17 protein-coding genes and 1 tRNA gene are annotated in these 18000 nt (G+C 20.1%); 15 read left to right on the forward strand and 3 right to left on the reverse strand.

The window, feature by feature from the left end:
• The first annotated feature begins 95 nt into the window (after positions 1-95).
• The 11 genes from smrB (at position 96) to metG (ending at position 11223) form a co-directional block, all read left to right on the forward strand.
• Positions 96-617, forward strand: a complete 522-nt coding sequence (smrB, locus tag RJX39_RS00350; protein WP_343192666.1) for an endonuclease SmrB — start codon at positions 96-98, stop codon at positions 615-617.
• A 226-nt stretch (positions 618-843) separates the two neighbouring features.
• Positions 844-1740 carry an ATP phosphoribosyltransferase gene (hisG, locus tag RJX39_RS00355; protein WP_343192667.1) on the forward strand — a complete coding sequence of 299 codons (897 nt, stop codon included), beginning with the start codon at positions 844-846 and terminating at the stop codon, positions 1738-1740.
• Positions 1741-1743: 3 nt separating this feature from the next.
• Positions 1744-3066, forward strand: coding sequence for a histidinol dehydrogenase (gene hisD / locus RJX39_RS00360; protein ID WP_343192668.1), 1323 nt, complete (start codon positions 1744-1746; stop codon positions 3064-3066).
• Positions 3050-4132: a histidinol-phosphate transaminase gene (gene hisC / locus RJX39_RS00365; RefSeq protein WP_343192669.1), complete on the forward strand. Its 1083-nt coding sequence runs from the start codon at positions 3050-3052 to the stop codon at positions 4130-4132. The genes hisD and hisC overlap by 17 nt, the downstream gene beginning before the upstream one ends.
• 1 nt (position 4133) lies before the next feature.
• Positions 4134-5201, forward strand: a complete 1068-nt coding sequence (hisB, locus tag RJX39_RS00370) for a bifunctional histidinol-phosphatase/imidazoleglycerol-phosphate dehydratase HisB (protein ID WP_343192670.1) — start codon at positions 4134-4136, stop codon at positions 5199-5201.
• Positions 5201-5788, forward strand: a complete 588-nt coding sequence (gene hisH / locus RJX39_RS00375; RefSeq protein ID WP_343192671.1) for an imidazole glycerol phosphate synthase subunit HisH — start codon at positions 5201-5203, stop codon at positions 5786-5788. The genes hisB and hisH overlap by 1 nt, the downstream gene beginning before the upstream one ends.
• 4 nt (positions 5789-5792) lie before the next feature.
• Positions 5793-6530, forward strand: coding sequence for a 1-(5-phosphoribosyl)-5-[(5-phosphoribosylamino)methylideneamino]imidazole-4-carboxamide isomerase (gene hisA / locus RJX39_RS00380; RefSeq protein ID WP_343192672.1), 738 nt, complete (start codon positions 5793-5795; stop codon positions 6528-6530).
• Complete coding sequence (hisF, locus tag RJX39_RS00385; protein ID WP_343192673.1) at positions 6512-7288, forward strand: imidazole glycerol phosphate synthase subunit HisF; 777 nt, start codon at positions 6512-6514, stop codon at positions 7286-7288. The genes hisA and hisF overlap by 19 nt, the downstream gene beginning before the upstream one ends.
• On the forward strand, positions 7282-7908 hold the full coding sequence (hisIE, locus tag RJX39_RS00390) for a bifunctional phosphoribosyl-AMP cyclohydrolase/phosphoribosyl-ATP diphosphatase HisIE (RefSeq protein WP_343192674.1): 627 nt from the start codon (positions 7282-7284) through the stop codon (positions 7906-7908). Before hisF ends, hisIE begins: the two co-directional genes overlap by 7 nt.
• Positions 7909-8006: 98 nt before the next feature.
• Entirely contained in the window at positions 8007-9413 is a 1407-nt protein-coding gene (gndA, locus tag RJX39_RS00395; protein ID WP_343192675.1) for an NADP-dependent phosphogluconate dehydrogenase, read from the forward strand.
• Positions 9414-9591: 178 nt separating this feature from the next.
• Positions 9592-11223, forward strand: a complete 1632-nt coding sequence (gene metG, locus RJX39_RS00400) for a methionine--tRNA ligase (RefSeq protein WP_343192676.1) — start codon at positions 9592-9594, stop codon at positions 11221-11223.
• Here metG and tilS read toward each other — a convergent pair.
• Together tilS and RJX39_RS00410 are read right to left on the reverse strand one after the other, a co-directional pair.
• Complete coding sequence (gene tilS / locus RJX39_RS00405) at positions 11210-12526, reverse strand: tRNA lysidine(34) synthetase TilS (protein WP_343192677.1); 1317 nt, start codon at positions 12524-12526, stop codon at positions 11210-11212. The two genes, metG and tilS, sit on opposite strands and share 14 nt — an antisense overlap.
• Before the next feature lie 27 nt (positions 12527-12553).
• Positions 12554-12627: transfer RNA gene (locus tag RJX39_RS00410), tRNA-Val, on the reverse strand.
• Positions 12628-12766: 139 nt separating this feature from the next.
• On the opposite strand from RJX39_RS00410, the gene RJX39_RS00415 reads away from it, so the two are divergent.
• From RJX39_RS00415 to tyrS, 3 genes are all read left to right on the forward strand, one after another.
• Positions 12767-13306: a hypothetical protein gene (locus RJX39_RS00415; RefSeq protein WP_343192678.1), complete on the forward strand. Its 540-nt coding sequence runs from the start codon at positions 12767-12769 to the stop codon at positions 13304-13306.
• Between the two features lie 194 nt (positions 13307-13500).
• Positions 13501-14952, forward strand: coding sequence for a hypothetical protein (locus RJX39_RS00420; protein ID WP_343192679.1), 1452 nt, complete (start codon positions 13501-13503; stop codon positions 14950-14952).
• 69 nt (positions 14953-15021) lie between these two features.
• Positions 15022-16299 (forward strand): tyrosine--tRNA ligase, encoded by a 1278-nt coding sequence (gene tyrS, locus RJX39_RS00425; protein ID WP_343192680.1) that lies wholly within the window; start codon positions 15022-15024, stop codon positions 16297-16299.
• A 52-nt stretch (positions 16300-16351) separates the two neighbouring features.
• Here the strand turns inward: tyrS and RJX39_RS00430 are convergent, their stop codons facing one another.
• Entirely contained in the window at positions 16352-16702 is a 351-nt protein-coding gene (locus RJX39_RS00430) for a HesB/IscA family protein (RefSeq protein WP_343192681.1), read from the reverse strand.
• Between the two features lie 218 nt (positions 16703-16920).
• On the opposite strand from RJX39_RS00430, the gene ydiK reads away from it, so the two are divergent.
• Positions 16921-17979 carry an AI-2E family transporter YdiK gene (ydiK, locus tag RJX39_RS00435; protein ID WP_343192682.1) on the forward strand — a complete coding sequence of 353 codons (1059 nt, stop codon included), beginning with the start codon at positions 16921-16923 and terminating at the stop codon, positions 17977-17979.
• Positions 17980-18000 lie beyond the last annotated feature (21 nt).

Raw genomic sequence — 18000 nt, forward strand, 5'->3', positions numbered from 1 at the left:
AATTTATAATTTTATAATATATTCATAAAGATTATTAATTATTATATATGTTAAATATTAAAACAAATATATAACATCAATTTTAGAGAAATAACATGAAAAAAAAAAATATAAATATTAAGCAAAATTATAATTTGTTTATTACTACTCAAAGAAAAACTAAAAAAATTGTTCAAGATACTATTTTTCATTTTCATAAAAGAAAAAAAAAAAATATAAAAAAAGAAAATTATGAGCAAGAATTAAATAATTTTTATTTTTCTAAAAATAAAAGTAATATATTATATCAATTTGACCCTATTTGTTATTTTCGTGAAGATTGTGATAAAAAAAAAATATACAAATTGAAAAAAGGAATATATAAACCAGGTATTTTTTTAGATTTGCATGGATTGACTCAAAAAGAAGCTAGAAGAGAATTAGGTTATTTATTTCGTATTTGTCAAAAAGAAAAAATTTTTTGTGCAAATATTATGCATGGTCATGGAAAAAATATATTAAAAAATAGTATACCGTTTTGGTTATCTCAACATCCAGATGTCATAGCTTTTCATAGATCTCCTAAAATTTTTGGCTATAATGCGGCATTATTAGTTTTGATAGATTTTAATATATAAATATAAAAAATAATTATTATATAAATGTTTTTTCATTATATATTTAAATAAAAATTAATTATATTTAAAAAAAAGCAAAATAAAAAATGATTTTTTTAATTAATTTTTTTTATAAAAAATTTGTTTAATGTATTTTTTTTTAATATAAATTTGTTAAAAAAATATTTTTTTTTAAATATTTTAATTGTTAAATAATATTTTTAAATGAAATATAAAAGGGTAAAGAATGCTAAATCAAAATAGATTAAGAATAGCTATGCAAAAATCTGGTAGATTAAGTTATGATTCAAAAAAAATATTAAATTCTTGTGGTATTAAAATAAATCTTACAAAAAATAAATTAATAGCTTTTGCTGAAAATATGCCAATAGATGTCATGTGTGTAAGAGATGATGATATACCAGGATTAGTTATAGATGGTGTTGTAGATTTAGGTATTGTTGGAGAAAATGTAATTAAAGAAAAATTAATTTATGACAAGATAAATTACAAAAAAAATAAATATAAAATATTGAAAAAATTAGATTTTGGTATTTGTCGTTTATCTATCGCTATTCCAGTAAATAATACATATAATGGATTATTGAGTTTAAATAATATGAGAATAGCAACTTCTTATCCTAATTTATTAAAAAAATATTTAGATAGTAAAAAAATTTCTTTTAAATCTTTTGTTCTTACTGGATCTGTTGAAGTTGCACCTAAAGCAGGTTTAGCCGATTCTATATGTGATTTGGTATCTACTGGAGCTACATTAGAAGCAAATGGTTTGAAAGAAGTTAAAATTATTTATAAATTTAAAGCATGTTTGATAAGTAATAACAAAATTGATTATGTAAAACAAAATGTAGTTGATAAATTATTAACTAGAATACAAGGAGTAATAAAAGCAAGAGAATCTAAGTATATTATGTTGCATGTTCCAAAAAATAAATTAGAACAAGTTGTTTTATTGCTAAAAGGTGCTGAAAAACCAACTGTTTTAAAATTGGTAGGAGATAATACCAAAGTAGCTATGCATATGGTTAGTAGAGAAAATCTTTTTTGGGAAACTATGGAAAAACTAAAGTTGTTAGGTGCTAGTTCTATATTAGTTTTACCAATAGAAAAAATGATGGAGTAATATATGAATATATTTAACAATATAATTTTTTGGGAAAATTGTAGTGTTACAAAAAGAAATGAAATATTAAAAAGACCAATAATTTTTTCTAATAAAAATATTAAAAAAAAAGTAAAAAAAATTATAAAAGAAATAAAAAAATATGGAGATAAATCTTTATCCAAATATACATTATTATTTGATAAACTTAAATTAAAAAGTTTTAATGTATCTAAAAAAAATATATTAAATTCTCATAAAAAAATAAATAAAAAATTTAAAAAACATATTAACATATCTTTTAAAAACATTAATAATTTTCATGAAAAACAAATAAATGATGTTTTAAATGTTAAAATACAATCAGGCATAAATTGTCAACAAATATTTCGTCCTATAGATTCTGTTGGTTTGTATATACCAGGTGGAACTTCACCTTTAGTATCTACAATCTTGATGTTAAGTATACCTGCAAAAATAGCTGGTTGCAAAAACATAATTATGTGTTCTCCACCTCCAATAAGTCATGAATTATTATATACAGCTAATTTATGTGGTATAAAAAAAATATTTTCAGTTGGAGGAGCTCAAGCTATAGCAGCTTTAGCATATGGAACAGAAACTATACCACAAGTCAATAAAATTTTTGGACCTGGTAATGCATATGTCACAGAAGCAAAAATGCAATTAATTCAAGAATGTAATGGTGAAACATCTATAGATTTTCCAGCAGGACCTTCAGAATTAATGATTATATCAGAAAATGTTTGTAAGCCTGATTTTATAGCTGCTGACTTTTTGTCACAATTAGAACATGGTTTAGATTCTCAATCTATTTTATTAGTTAATGATATTAATTTAGCTAATGAAGTGTGTAATAACTTGAATATACAAATAAATAATTTATCTAAAAAAAAAATTATACTTAAATCATTAAAAAAAAGTTATATAATAATAACAAAAAATATTAAAGAATCGATTGATATATCTAATATATATGCTCCAGAACATTTAATTATACATTCTAAGTTTCCAAGAAAAATTTTAGAGAAAATAAATAATGCTGGTTCTATTTTTTTAGGTGAATGGTCTCCAGAATCCGTTGGTGATTATGCTTCTGGAACTAACCACGTTTTACCTACATATGGTTATGCTAAATCATATTCTGGGCTAAGTATTTATGATTTTCAAAAAAGAATATTTGTTCAAGAATTAACTCCTGAAGGATTAATAAAATTATCTAAGACTGTAAAATATTTGTCAGATTTTGAAAATATGGATGCACATAAAAATTCTGTTAAAATAAGAACCGATTTTTTAAAGGAAAAAAATGAATACAAATATTAAAAAATTAATAAGAAAAAATCTTATAAATTTTACCCCATATCAGTCAGCTCGTCATATAGGTGGAAATGGGAAAGTATTTTTAAATGCAAATGAATATCCTATATCCACAAAGATTAGTTATGATGTTAATTTAAATAGATATCCTGAACCTCAACCAAAATCTATAATAAATTTATATGCCTCATATGCTTCTGTCAAAAAAGATAATGTTATTGTTACTAGAGGTTCTGATGAATCTATAGAAATTATTATAAAAGCTTTTTGCAATCCTGAAAAAGATTATATTTTATATTTTCCACCTACTTATGATATGTATAAAATAAGCGCTGAAATTATGGGAATTAAATATATTTCTGTACCAAAGTTATCTAATTGGCAATTAAATATAGATGATATAAAAAAAATTAATAAAAATGTAAAATTAATATATATATGTAGTCCTAATAATCCTACAGGAAATATTATAAACGTAAAAGATATTATTAAATTAGTTGAAATTTTTAGTAAAAAATCATTGATTATTATAGACGAAGCTTATATAGATTTTTGTTTAGAGTCTAGTGTATTATCATTAATTAATAAATATAAAAATTTAATTATTTTAAGAACATTATCTAAAGCTTTTGCTTTAGCAGGATTAAGATGTGGTTTTGCTATATCTAACATAGAAATTATATCTATATTAAAAAAAATTATTGCTCCTTATCCTATACCTACACCAGTAATTAAAATAGCAGAAAAATCATTAAATTCTGAAAACATTTTATTATTAAAAAAAAGAGTTAAAAAAATAAAAAAAAATAGAAAATTTTTAATTCAAAATCTAAAAAAAATGTCTTATGTTAAAAAAATATTTGATAGTTCAACTAATTATATTTTAGTAAAATTTTATTATTCTAAAAAAATATTTGAATATTTGTGTTCTCAAGGAATAATTTTAAGAGATCAAAGTGATAAATTAAATTTGAAAAATTGTATTCGTATTACTATAGGAACTTACAAAGAATGTTGTATTCTAATAAAAAAATTGAATTTATTTATTAAAAAAAATATTTTTAGGGATTAATATGAACAATAAATTTTTGTTTATTGATAGAGATGGTACTTTAATAGAAGAACCTAAAAAAAATTTTCAAGTTGATCATATAAATAAATTAATATTAGAACCTTATGTTATTTATAGTTTAACTAATTTAATTCGACATAATTTTAGATTTGTTATGGTTACAAACCAAGATGGGTTAGGAAGTAACAATTTTCCTATGGAAAAATTTTTAAAACCTCATAATTTTTTAATAAATTTATTTAAATCACAAAAAATATTTTTTGATAAAGTTTTTATTTGTCCTCATAAAATATCAGACAATTGTTTTTGTCGAAAGCCAAAAACTAAATTGGTAGATAATTTTATAAAAAAAAGTGGTATTAATTTAAAAAAAAGTTATGTAATAGGTGATAGAGATACAGACAAATGTTTTGCTAAAAATATTGGTATTAAAAGTATCTTATATGACAGAAAAAAAAATAATTGGAAAAATATAGAAAAATTTTTGACAAAGTTAGACAGATATGGAAAGTCAAAACGTGAATCTAATGAAACTAAAATAAAAATAAAAGTATGGTTGGACCGTGCTGGTCATAGCAATATTAATACCAAATTAAAATTTTTTGATCATATGTTACATCAAATAGCAATACATGCTGGTATCAAAATGAACATATTAGTACATGGAGATGTAAATATTGATGACCATCACACAATCGAAGATACTGGTATAGTATTAGGAAAAGCTATTTTAAATTCATTAGGTAACAAAGTAGGAATTAATAGATATGGTTATACTTTACCTATGGATGAAGCATTAGCTAATTGTGTTCTAGATATTTCTGGTAGACCTGGATTTTTTTTTAAAGCTAATTTTAAAAATCAAAAAGTAGGAGATATTAGTACTGAAATGATTGAACATTTTTTTTATTCTTTATCTTATTCCATGGGTATAACATTACATTTAAATACTAAAGGACATAATGATCATCATATAGCAGAAAGTTTATTTAAAGCTTTTGGACGTACATTAAAAAAAGCTATTTTGGTTACAAATAATCTTATTCCTAGTTCAAAAGGTATTATTTGATGAATATTGCAATTTTAGATACTGGTTGTTCAAATTTGTTTTCTGTTAAATGGTCTATAATTAGATTAGGTTACAATCCAATTATTACTAGAGTACCAGAAATTTTATTTAAATCAGATAAATTATTATTACCTGGTGTTGGAACTGCTAAAATAGCTATGCAGCAAATATATAAAAGTGAACTTATTGATTTAATTAAAAATTACAAAAAACCTATACTAGGAATATGTTTAGGTATGCAATTATTAGGTAATAAAAGCGATGAAGGTAATATAAATACATTAGGTCTTTTTGATATACCTGTATCTATTTTAAAAAGTAAAAAATTACCTTTACCACACGTTGGTTGGAATAAAGTAATACATAATAAAGATAATATATTATTCCAAGGAATACCTAACAATTCTTGGTTTTATTTTGTACATAGTTATTCTATGAAAATAAATAAATATACAATTGCTTATTCTACCTACGGTGTAAAATTTAGTTCAGCAATTTATAAAAAAAATATATTTGGAGTACAATTCCATCCTGAACGTTCTGGAAAAAATGGATCTAAATTGATACAAAATTTTTTGGAGATATGATTAAATGATTATCCCTGCTTTAGATTTAATTGATGACAAATTAGTAAGATTATATCAAGGTGATTATAATAAAAAAAAATTTTATGATAACGATTTTAAAAAAATACTTGAAAAGTATAAAGAATCAGGAGTTAAATATATACATTTAGTAGATTTATTAAGAGCTAAAGTACCTAGTAAATATAACATTAATATCTTAAGAAATATAATATCGCACACAAATATTTCATTTCAAATAGGAGGTGGTATAAGAAATAAAAAAGATATAAATGAATTATTATCTATAGGAGCAAAGAAAATTGTAATCAGTTCATTATCTATAACTGATCCAAATAAAACAAAAAAATATTTAAAATATTTTGGTGGCAAAAAAATAATATTAGCATTAGATATTATAATCAATTTAAAAAAACAAAAAGAAATATATATAAACGGATGGAGAAAAAACACTCATAAAATTTTAGAAGATGTAATTAACTATTATATTCCTTATGGTTTAAATAATGTTTTATGTACTGATATTAATAAAGATGGAACACTTAATGGTCCAAACATCATTTTATACAAAGAATTGTCGAAAATTTTTTCTAATATTAATTTTCAAGCATCAGGAGGTGTATCTTCTTTAAAAGACATAGATAATATTAAAAATACAGGTGTTAAATCAATCATTATAGGTAAAGCTTTATTAGAAAAAAAAATTAACATTAATGAGGCTATTTCATGTTGGCAAAAAGAATAATACCATGTCTTGATGTTAAAAATGGTTTGGTAGTTAAAGGAGTAAATTTCCGTGGTCATAAAATTATAGGCGACATTTTGCCTTTAGTTAATAGATATATTAATGAAGGAGCTGATGAATTAGTTTTTTATGATATTACAGCAACTACAGATAATAGATTAATAGACAAAAGCTGGGTATCTAAAATTGCTAAATCTATTAACATACCTTTTTGTGTTGCCGGTGGTATTAAAAGTATAAAAGAAGCTAAAATGATATTATCTTTAGGAGCTGATAAAATTTCAATAAATTCTCCTGCTATAGAAAACCCTTATTTAATTACAAAAATGTCAGAACATTTTGGAGTACAATGTATCGTTATTGGTATAGATACATCTTATGATAAAAAAAATAAATCTTATTTTGTAAACAAATATACTGGTGACGAAAAAAAAAGTTTTATGACTAACATAAGAACTATTGATTGGGTAAAAAAAGTACAAAAGTTAGGAGCAGGAGAAATTGTTTTAAATGTAATGAATAATGATGGTTTGAAGAATGGTTACGATATTTACCATTTGAATGAAATTCGTAAAATATGCAATGTTCCTTTAATAGCTTCAGGTGGAGCAGGAAAAATGAATCATTTTTATGATGTTTTTAAACAATCTAATGTAGATGGAGCATTAGCAGCGTCTGTTTTTCATAAAAGTTTAATCAATATTAAAACATTAAAAAAATATTTGAGTAACAAAAAAATAGAGGTTAGGTTATGTTAAAAGAAAAAATCATAGAACATGTTGATTGGGAAAAAGTAAATAATTTATTACCTACAATAATTCAGCATAATTTTTCAGGAGAAATACTTATGCATGGATATATGAACAAAGATGCTTTACAAAAAAGTATCAGTACTAAATTAGTTACTTTTTATTCTAGGGTTAAAAAAAGGTTATGGACTAAAGGTGAAACATCAGGTAATTTCTTAAATTTAATTGAATATTCTTTAGATTGTGACAAAGATTGTTTGCTTATTTTAGCTAATCCTATTAATGATACATCTTGTCATTTAAAAAAAAGAAGTTGTTTTGATCCTTTATACTCTAAAATAACATTTTTATATTTATTAGAAAAAAAAATATCAAGAATAAAAAATAATTTTAATCATAAATCTTATACTTCGCAACTATATAAAAAAGGTGTTAATAAAATAGCCCAAAAAGTAGGTGAAGAAGGTGTAGAAGTTGCTATTGCATCTGTATTAAAAGATTCTTCAAATTTAATTAACGAAGTATCTGATTTGATATATCATATATTGGTTTTATTACAAAGCCAAAATATAAGTTTTTTTGAAATAATTTCTAATTTAAAAAAAAGAAATAATAAATTAAATAAATAATAATTTATTTTTTTGATAAAACATATAAAATTTATTATTTATTTTTGTTGAATAAATACAATAAAAAACAATATATGTCATTAAAAAAGGATTATCATATGCAAAAACAAGATATTGGTGTTGTAGGAATGGCTGTCATGGGTAAAAATTTAGCTATTAATATATCAAAAAAAAATTATAAAGTTTCCATATTTAATAGAACTAGAGAGAAAACCGACAATTTTATTTGCAAACATTTAACACCTAATATAAAACCTTATTATTCAATAAAAAAATTTATTAATTCATTACAAATACCTAGAAAAATATTATTAATGGTAAAGTCTGGGAAATCTACTGATGAAACTATTAATACTATTTTACCATATTTGAATGAAGGAGATATATTAATTGACGGTGGAAATGCATTTTATAAAGATACTATTAGAAGATACAAAAATCTAGAATCTAAAAAAATAAATTTTATAGGAGCTGGAATTTCAGGAGGAGAATATGGAGCATTACATGGTCCTTCAATAATGCCTGGAGGTAATAAAAATTCTTATAAAATTATTTATCCTATATTAAAAAAAATATCTGCTAAATATAAAAATAAACCTTGTGTAAATTACATAGGTCCTGATGGTTCTGGTCATTATGTTAAAATGGTTCATAATGGTATTGAATATGCTGATATGCAATTAATAGCAGAAACATATTTTTTATTAAAAAATATATTAGGTATGAATAATAAAAATATATCTAATATATTTGAAAATTGGAATAATGGAGAATTAAATAGTTATTTAATTCAAATCACTATAGATATTTTTAGAAAAAAAAATAAAAAAGGTCTTTATTTAATAGATCTTATATTAGATGAAGCTTCTAACAAAGGTACTGGTTCTTGGACAAGTAAAAGTGCTTTAGATTTATCAATACCGTTGTCTCTTATTACCGAATCTGTTTTTTCAAGATATATATCATCTATGAAACATCATAGAATTTTAGCCTCAAAAATACTAAATGGTCCTAATAAAATAAATTATATAGAAGACAAAAAAAAATTTATAGAAAATATACGTAGAGCTTTATATTTAAGCAAAATAATATGTTATGCCCAAGGTTTTCTACAATTACAATCAGCATCTAATTATTATAAATGGAATCTAAAATGTGGAGATATTTCTAAAATATTTAGATCAGGTTGTATCATAAGAGCTAAATTTTTAAAAAAAATAGCTGATGCTTATTCAAATAATATAAAAGTTGTTAATCTTTTATTAACTCCTTATTTTCAAAATATTGCTAATAAATATCAGTATTCTTTAAGAAAAATAGTTTCTTTTTCTATTAAAAATGGTTTTCCTGTTCCAGTTTTTTCCTCTGCTATTTCATATTATGATAGTTATCGTACAAGAACATTACCAGCAAATCTTATTCAAGCCCAAAGAGATTATTTTGGTGCTCATGAATACAAACGTCATGATAAACATGGATCTTTTCATACTGATTGGTCTAAATAAAAAATATTTGTTTATATTAAAATATTTGCGGGTATGCTAAAGCATTATCCGCTTATTATAGGAAAAAATAATTAGTTATTGTTTTACTAAAATAATTATTAAAATTATTATTTATATTTAATAATACAAGTATAATATATTCAGTGAATATCATTTTTTTAATTATGTTATTTAATTTATGAAAAAAAAAATTATGAGAGAAATTATTGTAACATGTGCTTTCCCATATGCAAATGGTTCAATTCATTTAGGACATATGTTAGAGCATATTCAAGCTGATATATGGGTTAGATATTTAAGAATGAATAACAATAAAGTATGGTTTATTTGTTCTGATGATGCTCATGGCACTCCAATTATGTTAAAATCAAAAAAAATGAACATAAGTCCAGAGAAAATGGTTAATCAAATGTTCAAAAATCATAAAAAAGATTTTATTAATTTTAATATAAAACATGATTTATATAGTACTACACATAGAAAAACAAATTTATTTTTCGTGGAAAAAATATATCATTTATTAAAAAAAAAAAAATTAATTGAAGAAAAAAACGTATATCAATTTTATGATATATGTGAAAATATGTTTTTGCCAGATAGATTTGTAAAAGGAAATTGTCCTATATGCAAATCTTATGATCAATATGGAGAAAATTGTGATATATGTGGTGCAACTTATAATCCAATTGAATTAATAGATCCATATTCAACCGTTTCACATAGCAAACCTGTTTTAAAAAAAACTAATCATTTGTTTTTTAATTTATCCTTTTTTAAAAAATTTTTAAAAAAATGGCAAAAAAGCAATGTTTTACAAAAACAAGTTTATAATAAGATGAAGGAATGGTTTAAAATAGGATTAAAAGATTGGAATATATCTAGAGATAAACCTTATTTTGGTTTTAAAATACCTGGTTTTCCAAATAAATATTTTTATGTATGGTTAGATGCTCCAATTGGATATATTAGCAATTTTTACGATTTATCTAGGAAAAAAAATATAGATTTTTATAATTTTTGGAAAAAAACTACTAAAACAGAATTATATCATTTTATAGGAAAAGACATAACATATTTTCATAGTTTATTTTGGCCCGCAATATTAAAAGCATCTAATTTAAGACAACCTACAAAGATTTTTGTTCATGGATATTTAACTATTAATGGAAAAAAAATTTCTAAGTCTAAAGGAGATATAATAACTTCTTCTGAATGGATAAAAAAATTAGATTCTGATAGTTTAAGATATTATTTAGCTAGTAAAATGTCTCCTGGTATTGAAGATATTGAAATAAATTTTTCAGATTTTTGTTTAAAAATTAATTCTGAAGTTGTTAATAAAATAGTAAACATAGCTTCTCGTTGTAGTAGTTTTATTAATAAGAAATTTTACAATATTTTATCAGATAAAATATATGATATAAATATTTACAAAAAATTTGTATCACAAACTAATAATGTTTTATTTTTGTTTGAAAATCGCGAATTTAGTAAATTAATCAATAAAGTTTTAAAATATTCAAATAAAATTAATAAGTATTTCACTGAAAAAAAACCATGGTTAATAACTAATAATAATTTATTGCAAAATATATGTTCAATATGTTTAAATTTATTTCGTATTATTGCAACTTGGTTGAAACCAATTATGCCAATATTATCTAAAAAAGTAGAATTTTTTTTAAACACTAAATTATTATGGAAAAACATAGATATACCATTATTAAAACATAAAATAAGAAATTTTAACCATTTATATGAAAAAATAAATATAAATTTAGCAAAAGAATTTAAATTTAATAATTTTTAAACCATTTTATATAGAAATATTTTTTAGAGTCGTACTTGTTTTTGTTAGTAGTAAAAATGTTTATTGCTCCTATAAAAGAACAGTTATAAAAAAGTAATGGTGTTTTTTGTCTTTCCCATGGAGGTATGTCATATTTTTGCCATACTGTTTTTATTTTTCTTTTTATTTTATCTTTTTTTAATTTTATTTTTTTATTATAGTAAAACCTGATATTAATTAATTCATTAAATTCAGGTTTTTTAACTTTTATGCTATTTTTAATATATGTATTATGTTTAGTTAAATAACCAAGGTTATATGGCAAAATAATTTTATTATATGGATAAAACCAAGATAAAATAATGTTTTTCAAAGAAGGAATAGTATTTAACCAATATATATATTCTTTATATCTTCTAATTTCATATTTTTTAAATATTATTTTTTTATTTTCAAAATTATTATTATTTTTAATTAAAGTATTTTTTAATATCTCTATTTTTCTTATAGAAAAAAAATTGTTGCTATTTAAATATATCCATGTTCTTAATATTATATTAATCGTTTTAGAATTCATTTTTCTTAAAAAATTTATATTTAACATATTTTTTTTACATAAATATTTATTAAAAAAAAATTTTAATAAATCTTTTATAACTTTTTCTTGGTCAGAACATAATTTAGCACTTATACAACAATTTTTTATAAAAAAAGGCCATCTTTTTTTTAATGGAACTAATATTTTTTTTCTAATAAAATTCCTTTCATATTTAATATTATTATTTGTATTATCTTCTATCCATTTTAAATTATTTTTTTTAGCAATTTGATATATTTTTTTTTTAGATATTTCTAAAAAAGGTCTAATTAGTAAGTTATTAAAAAACTTTTTTTTTTTTGGCATACAAGATAAACCTTTTGGTCCACTACTTCTTTTTAATGCTAAAAAAAAAGTTTCACATTGATCATCTTGATGTTGAGCAGTCATTAAAATCTCATTTTTTAAAATGTTGTTTTTTATAGCGTCATATCTAGCTTTTCTCGCCCCACCTTCAATTCCAAATTTTTTTATATTTGGTATTACTTTTACGATAGTAATAGGTATTGAATTTTCTTTGCAATTATTAAAACAATGATTAGCCCACTTTATGGAATTTTTGTGTAATTGATGATTAATATGTATTGCTCTTATTTTAATTTTTTTTATTTTTTTCAAATCCATTAGTTTATAAAAAAGTACAGTGGAATCTATCCCTCCACTGTAAGCAAGTAATATTCTTTTTTTATTTTTTATCAATTTTATTAAATTTTTAATTATTTTCATTATTTTATTTGAATAAGACTATTTATGTACGTCCGAATGGATTCGAACCATTGACTTTTGCTATGTCATAGCAATACTCTAACCTACTGAGTTACGGACGTATTAAAATATTATTTTTTAATAAATTTATATTTAAAAAAAATACTGTTAATATATTAAATTTAATAAATTAACATTTTTTATTATGTTATAATTTTTTTATTCTTAATTAATTTATTATCAATATATTAAGGTTATATTTTGAATATAGCAAAAATTGTGTTTTCGTTCAAACATTACAAATCATTTGTTTATTTTTTTGATAAAAGTAAAATAAATTTATCAGTAGGTAGTAGAGTTGTTGTACCATTTAGAAATAAATATATTATAGGAATAGTTGTTTCTTTATCAATTTTAAATAAGAAAATATTAATTTCTAACATAAAACATATAAAATATGTTTTAGATAAAGATCAACTATATTTTGAAAAAACCATATATTTTTTTAAATATATATCAAATTACTATTTTTTACCTTTAGGTAAAATATTATTTAATTTTTTACCTTCTTATTTTTATAAAAAAAGAACTATCAAAAAAAAAAATCTTTATATTTTAAAATTAACAAAATTAGGAAATTTTTTAAGATTTACTATATTTAAAAAAAAATCATTAGTTTTTAATTTTTTATCTTATTTAAATAACATATATATATATTATCATAATTTTAAGTTGTTCAATATAAAAAAACAAATCATTAAATATTTGTTAAAAAAAAAATATGTGAATGTGTTAAAGTAAATAATTTATATAATAAATTAAATATTAAAAATAAAACAAAAAAAAATGACAATATTTTAAATGATAAATTATCAAAATTAATAAAAAAAATAATAAAAATAAATAAATATCAAACTTTTTTTGTTGAAAATTTAAATTTTACAAAAAAAATATTTTTTTATATTGAAATATTAAAAGAATCTATAGCAAATGGTTTGCAAATTATTTTAGTAGTACCTAATGTATATGTTATAAATTATTTATTTTTTAAATTATACAAAAAAATTCAAATATCTATTGATATATATCATAATAAATTAACTGCAAAAGAAAAATTGCTAGTATGGAATAGAACAAGATATGGTAATAATCAAATCGTTATAGGAACATATCAAATATTATTTTTAAGTTTTTTTAAATTAGGAATGATAATTTTAGATGATGAACATCATTTATTTTATAAAACTAAAAATTTTAATTTATTACAATGTAGAGATGTTGCTATTATAAGATCTTGGAAAGAAAATATACCAATAATTTTATTATCTCAAACACCATCTATAGAAACTATTAAAAATATTATTAATAATAAATATAAAAAAATTAAAATTATTAAAAAAAAAAAATATACAAATAGAAAAATAAATAAACATTATTTTTTTTTAAAAAATAGACATATATATGGTTGTTTTTTAATAAAATTATTAAAAAAAATAAATTATTTTTTACTTAAAAATAAAAAAATTATTATTATAATAGATAATAATACTTATTATTGTAATGTTTTAAAATGTTCTTTTTGTAACTTTGTTATGCATTGTAAAATTTGTAATCATGTATATATTTTATATAACAATAACATGATATGTTACAATTGTAATAAATATATACCAACTCCCGTAACTTGCATAAATTGTAAATCTATATCTCTTTTACCATGTTCTTTTGGAAAATATTATATAAAAACCTTTTTATTAATTTTATTTCCTAAATATAAAATATCTGTATTGAATAAATTCGATAAAAAAAAATTTTGTTTTTTTAAAAAACATATATTTAATATTAAAAAAGATATATTTATATTACATGAACATTATGTTACATATGCTAAAGGAATAAAAGCATCATTAATTTTATTTTTATCTTTAAATGACCTTTTTTTTAAAAAAGATTTTAGAACAACATATAATTTATCTATATTATACTTTAATATAATTAATACTTTTTGTGATTTTAAACAAACATTTATTATACAAACATTGAATGATCAATTTAATTTTATAAAAAAAATATTTAATTCACAATCATATATATGTTTTTTAAAAAAAATATTAAAAAAAAGGTTTTTGTTAAAATTGCCACCATATGTAAATGAAGTTATCATTAGAGTAAAATATACTAAACAAGAACATGAATATTATTTTATCAATATGTTAAAAAATGAAATTATCAAAAAAATTAACAAAAAAAAATATAACGTATTCATTATGGGCCCGTACATATCTTTTATAGATTATAAAAATTGTAATTTTATAAATCTATTAATACATAGTAAATATTATTTATTGTTAAATAGATTATTAAAAAATATATTGTTAAAATTTTTTAATAAAAGTATTTCTAAAAAAAATATTTGGTTTATAGATGTTAACCCTATATCTATATAAAATTTTTTAATAAGTAAAATTTTATATTTTATAATATTTGTTCAATAATAATTTAAATAAAGGTAAAATATGTGTTCTAATATTATTAAAAAACTTGATAAAAAAGGATTTATATCACAAATAACTAACAAAGAAGATTTATTTAGCATTGTTAATAAAAAAAATATAACATTATATTGTGGATTTGATGCTACATCAGATAGTTTGCATTTAGGACATTTAATACCTATTTTATGTTTAAAGAAATTTCAAGAATCAGGGCATCATCCAATTATATTAATTGGAGGTGCAACTTCATTAATTGGTGATCCTAGTTTCAAAAAAAAAGAAAGAAATTATATATCTTATAATTTGATTTGTCGATGGAAGAAAAAAATAAAAAAACAATTATCTAATTTTTTAGATTTTGAAAATTGTAAAAATAAAGCTATTATACTTGACAATTATGATTGGTTTAAAAATATTAATATATTGAAATTTTTAAGAAAAATTGGTAAATATTATTCTGTTAATAAAATGATAAATAAAGATTTTGTTAAAAAAAGAATTAATAATATTGATAAAGGTATTTCTTTTACTGAATTTAGTTATACCTTATTACAAGGATATGATTTTTCTTGGTTATATAAAAAATATGATGCTATTTTGCAAATAGGTGGATCAGATCAATGGGGTAACATAATTTCTGGTATTGATTTATCTTATAAATTACATAGAGCAAAATTGTTTGGTTTAACTACACCTTTATTTTTAAAAAATAATGGTGAAAAATTTGGTAAAACTAATAAAGAAAATATTTGGTTAAATGAAAAAAAAACTTCTCCATATGAATTTTATCAATTTTGGTTAAATTTACCAGACAACAATATTTTAAATTCTTTAAAATTATTTACATCTTTTAATATTAAAGAAATAAATAGTTTTAAAGATATCAATTCTATTAATATTAATACAAAAAAATATTTAAAATCTTTTATTGCTGATGAAATAACATCGTTAATTCATGGATCAAATATATTATTATCATTAAAAAATGTTACTAAAAAACTATTTAATAAGACAAGTAATAATTTGACATACAAAGATTTTTGTATTTTATATAAATATGGTATACCATCAATAAATTTGACAAATAATAAAATTTTTTTACGTAATTTTTTAGTAGATTCTTTAATAGCTAAATCATTAACTCAAGCTAGAAATATGATTCTATCAAATTCAATATATATTAATAACAAATTAATAAATAATACTTATTATATTTTTAATGATTTAGACAAATTGTTTAATAAATTTACTTTATTATGTAAAGGTAAAAAAAACTTTTTTCTTATAAAATGGATATAATTATTATTTAATTTTTTTTATTATATTAAATTACAAAAATTATTATAATAAATTATATATTAAAACTTTCTCCACAACCACATTTATATTGAGTTCTGGAGTTTGTAAATTTAAAGTTTTTATTTATACCATCATCTATAAAATCTATTTTAGTACCATCTAAAAAATTTATGTATTTATCAATTATAAATATATTTATATTTTTATAAAAAAAAACAATATCTGACTCTTTTTTTTTTTTGTTCAAACTAATCAAATATTTAAAACCAGCACAACCTGATTTTATTATACTTAATCTAATTCCTATATTTTTTTTATTTTTCATTAAGTTATTTATTTTTTTAACAGCTTGTTCTGTAATTTTAATTCCTTTTAATTTTTTTTTTTTTTTTTTAATAATCATGTTGATCTCTATTTATTTTAATGAAAATTATAAATATTATAATATTTATTTAATAGTTAATTATAAATTTATAATTCTATATTATAATAACTATTATTTCAAATTAAAAAATATATTTTATTTTTTTTAATAAATGAAAATATTTTTAAAAAATAATGTTTAAAATATGTACATGTTATATTAATTGACAAATATTTAATTCTATTAAGACAATTTATATGAAATATTTAATAAAAAACATAGATTTGCCACAATTTTTATTTTCTTTGACATTTGTTGTTTTAATATTAATTGGAAGTTTTTTTGTTATTAAACCTTTTCTATTTGATTTGTTTTGGTCTGGAATGATTGTTATAATAACTTGGCCTATCATGATTAAAATACAAAAATTTTTTTTTAACAATAGATTATTATCAATAATTTTCATGTTGTTATTGTTAATATTATCGTTATTCATTCCAGTTATGTTATTAATAAACAGTTTTATAGACAACAGTGATGTTCTAATTAATCGTTTAACAATACATCAATTTCAATTTTTGCAATTATCATGGCTTCATGATATTCCTTTTTTTGGAGATGAATTGTATTTAAATTATCAAAAATTATTATCTGGAGGAATGAAAGGTATAATTAATAAAATAGAACCATATATGGGTAAAACTACTAAATTTTTTGTTTTGCAAATAAAAAAAATTAGTCTTTTTTTATTACATATATGTTTTATGTTATTTTTTTGTTTATGTTTTTACTTAAAAGGTGAAAAAATTGTTAAAAATATTAAAAAAATATCAATTAGAATATCTCCTAAATATGGAGATAAGATAATTTTGCTATCATGTCAAGTTATTAGATCTATTGCTTTGGGTGTAATAGTTACTTCCTTATTACAAACTATATTAAGTGGGTTAGGTTTGTTTTTTTCTAAAATACCTTATATTTTGTTGTTAATGAGTTTAATATTTTTTTTGTGTTTAATACAAATAGGACCATTACCTATATTATTACCTTTATGCATTTGTTTATTTTTTAATAACAATAGTAAATATGGTATATTTTTATTATTATGGAGTTGTTTAATATTTTTTGTAGAAAGTTTGATTCGTTCTGCATTAATAAAATGTAAAATAGATTTACCTATAACTTTAATATTACTAGGTGTAATAGGAGGTTTGTTTTCTTTCGGAATGATAGGTTTATTTATAGGTCCTTTGTTGTTATTAATATCTTATGAATTGTTGTTAATTTGTATTAATAATAAATTTAAAAAAAAGTAATTATGTTAAATTTTTATTTTT

The sequence above is a fragment of the Buchnera aphidicola (Taiwanaphis decaspermi) genome (assembly GCF_039405155.1).
In the GTDB taxonomy this organism is placed as follows: Bacteria; Pseudomonadota; Gammaproteobacteria; order Enterobacterales; family Enterobacteriaceae; genus Buchnera_M; species Buchnera_M aphidicola_B.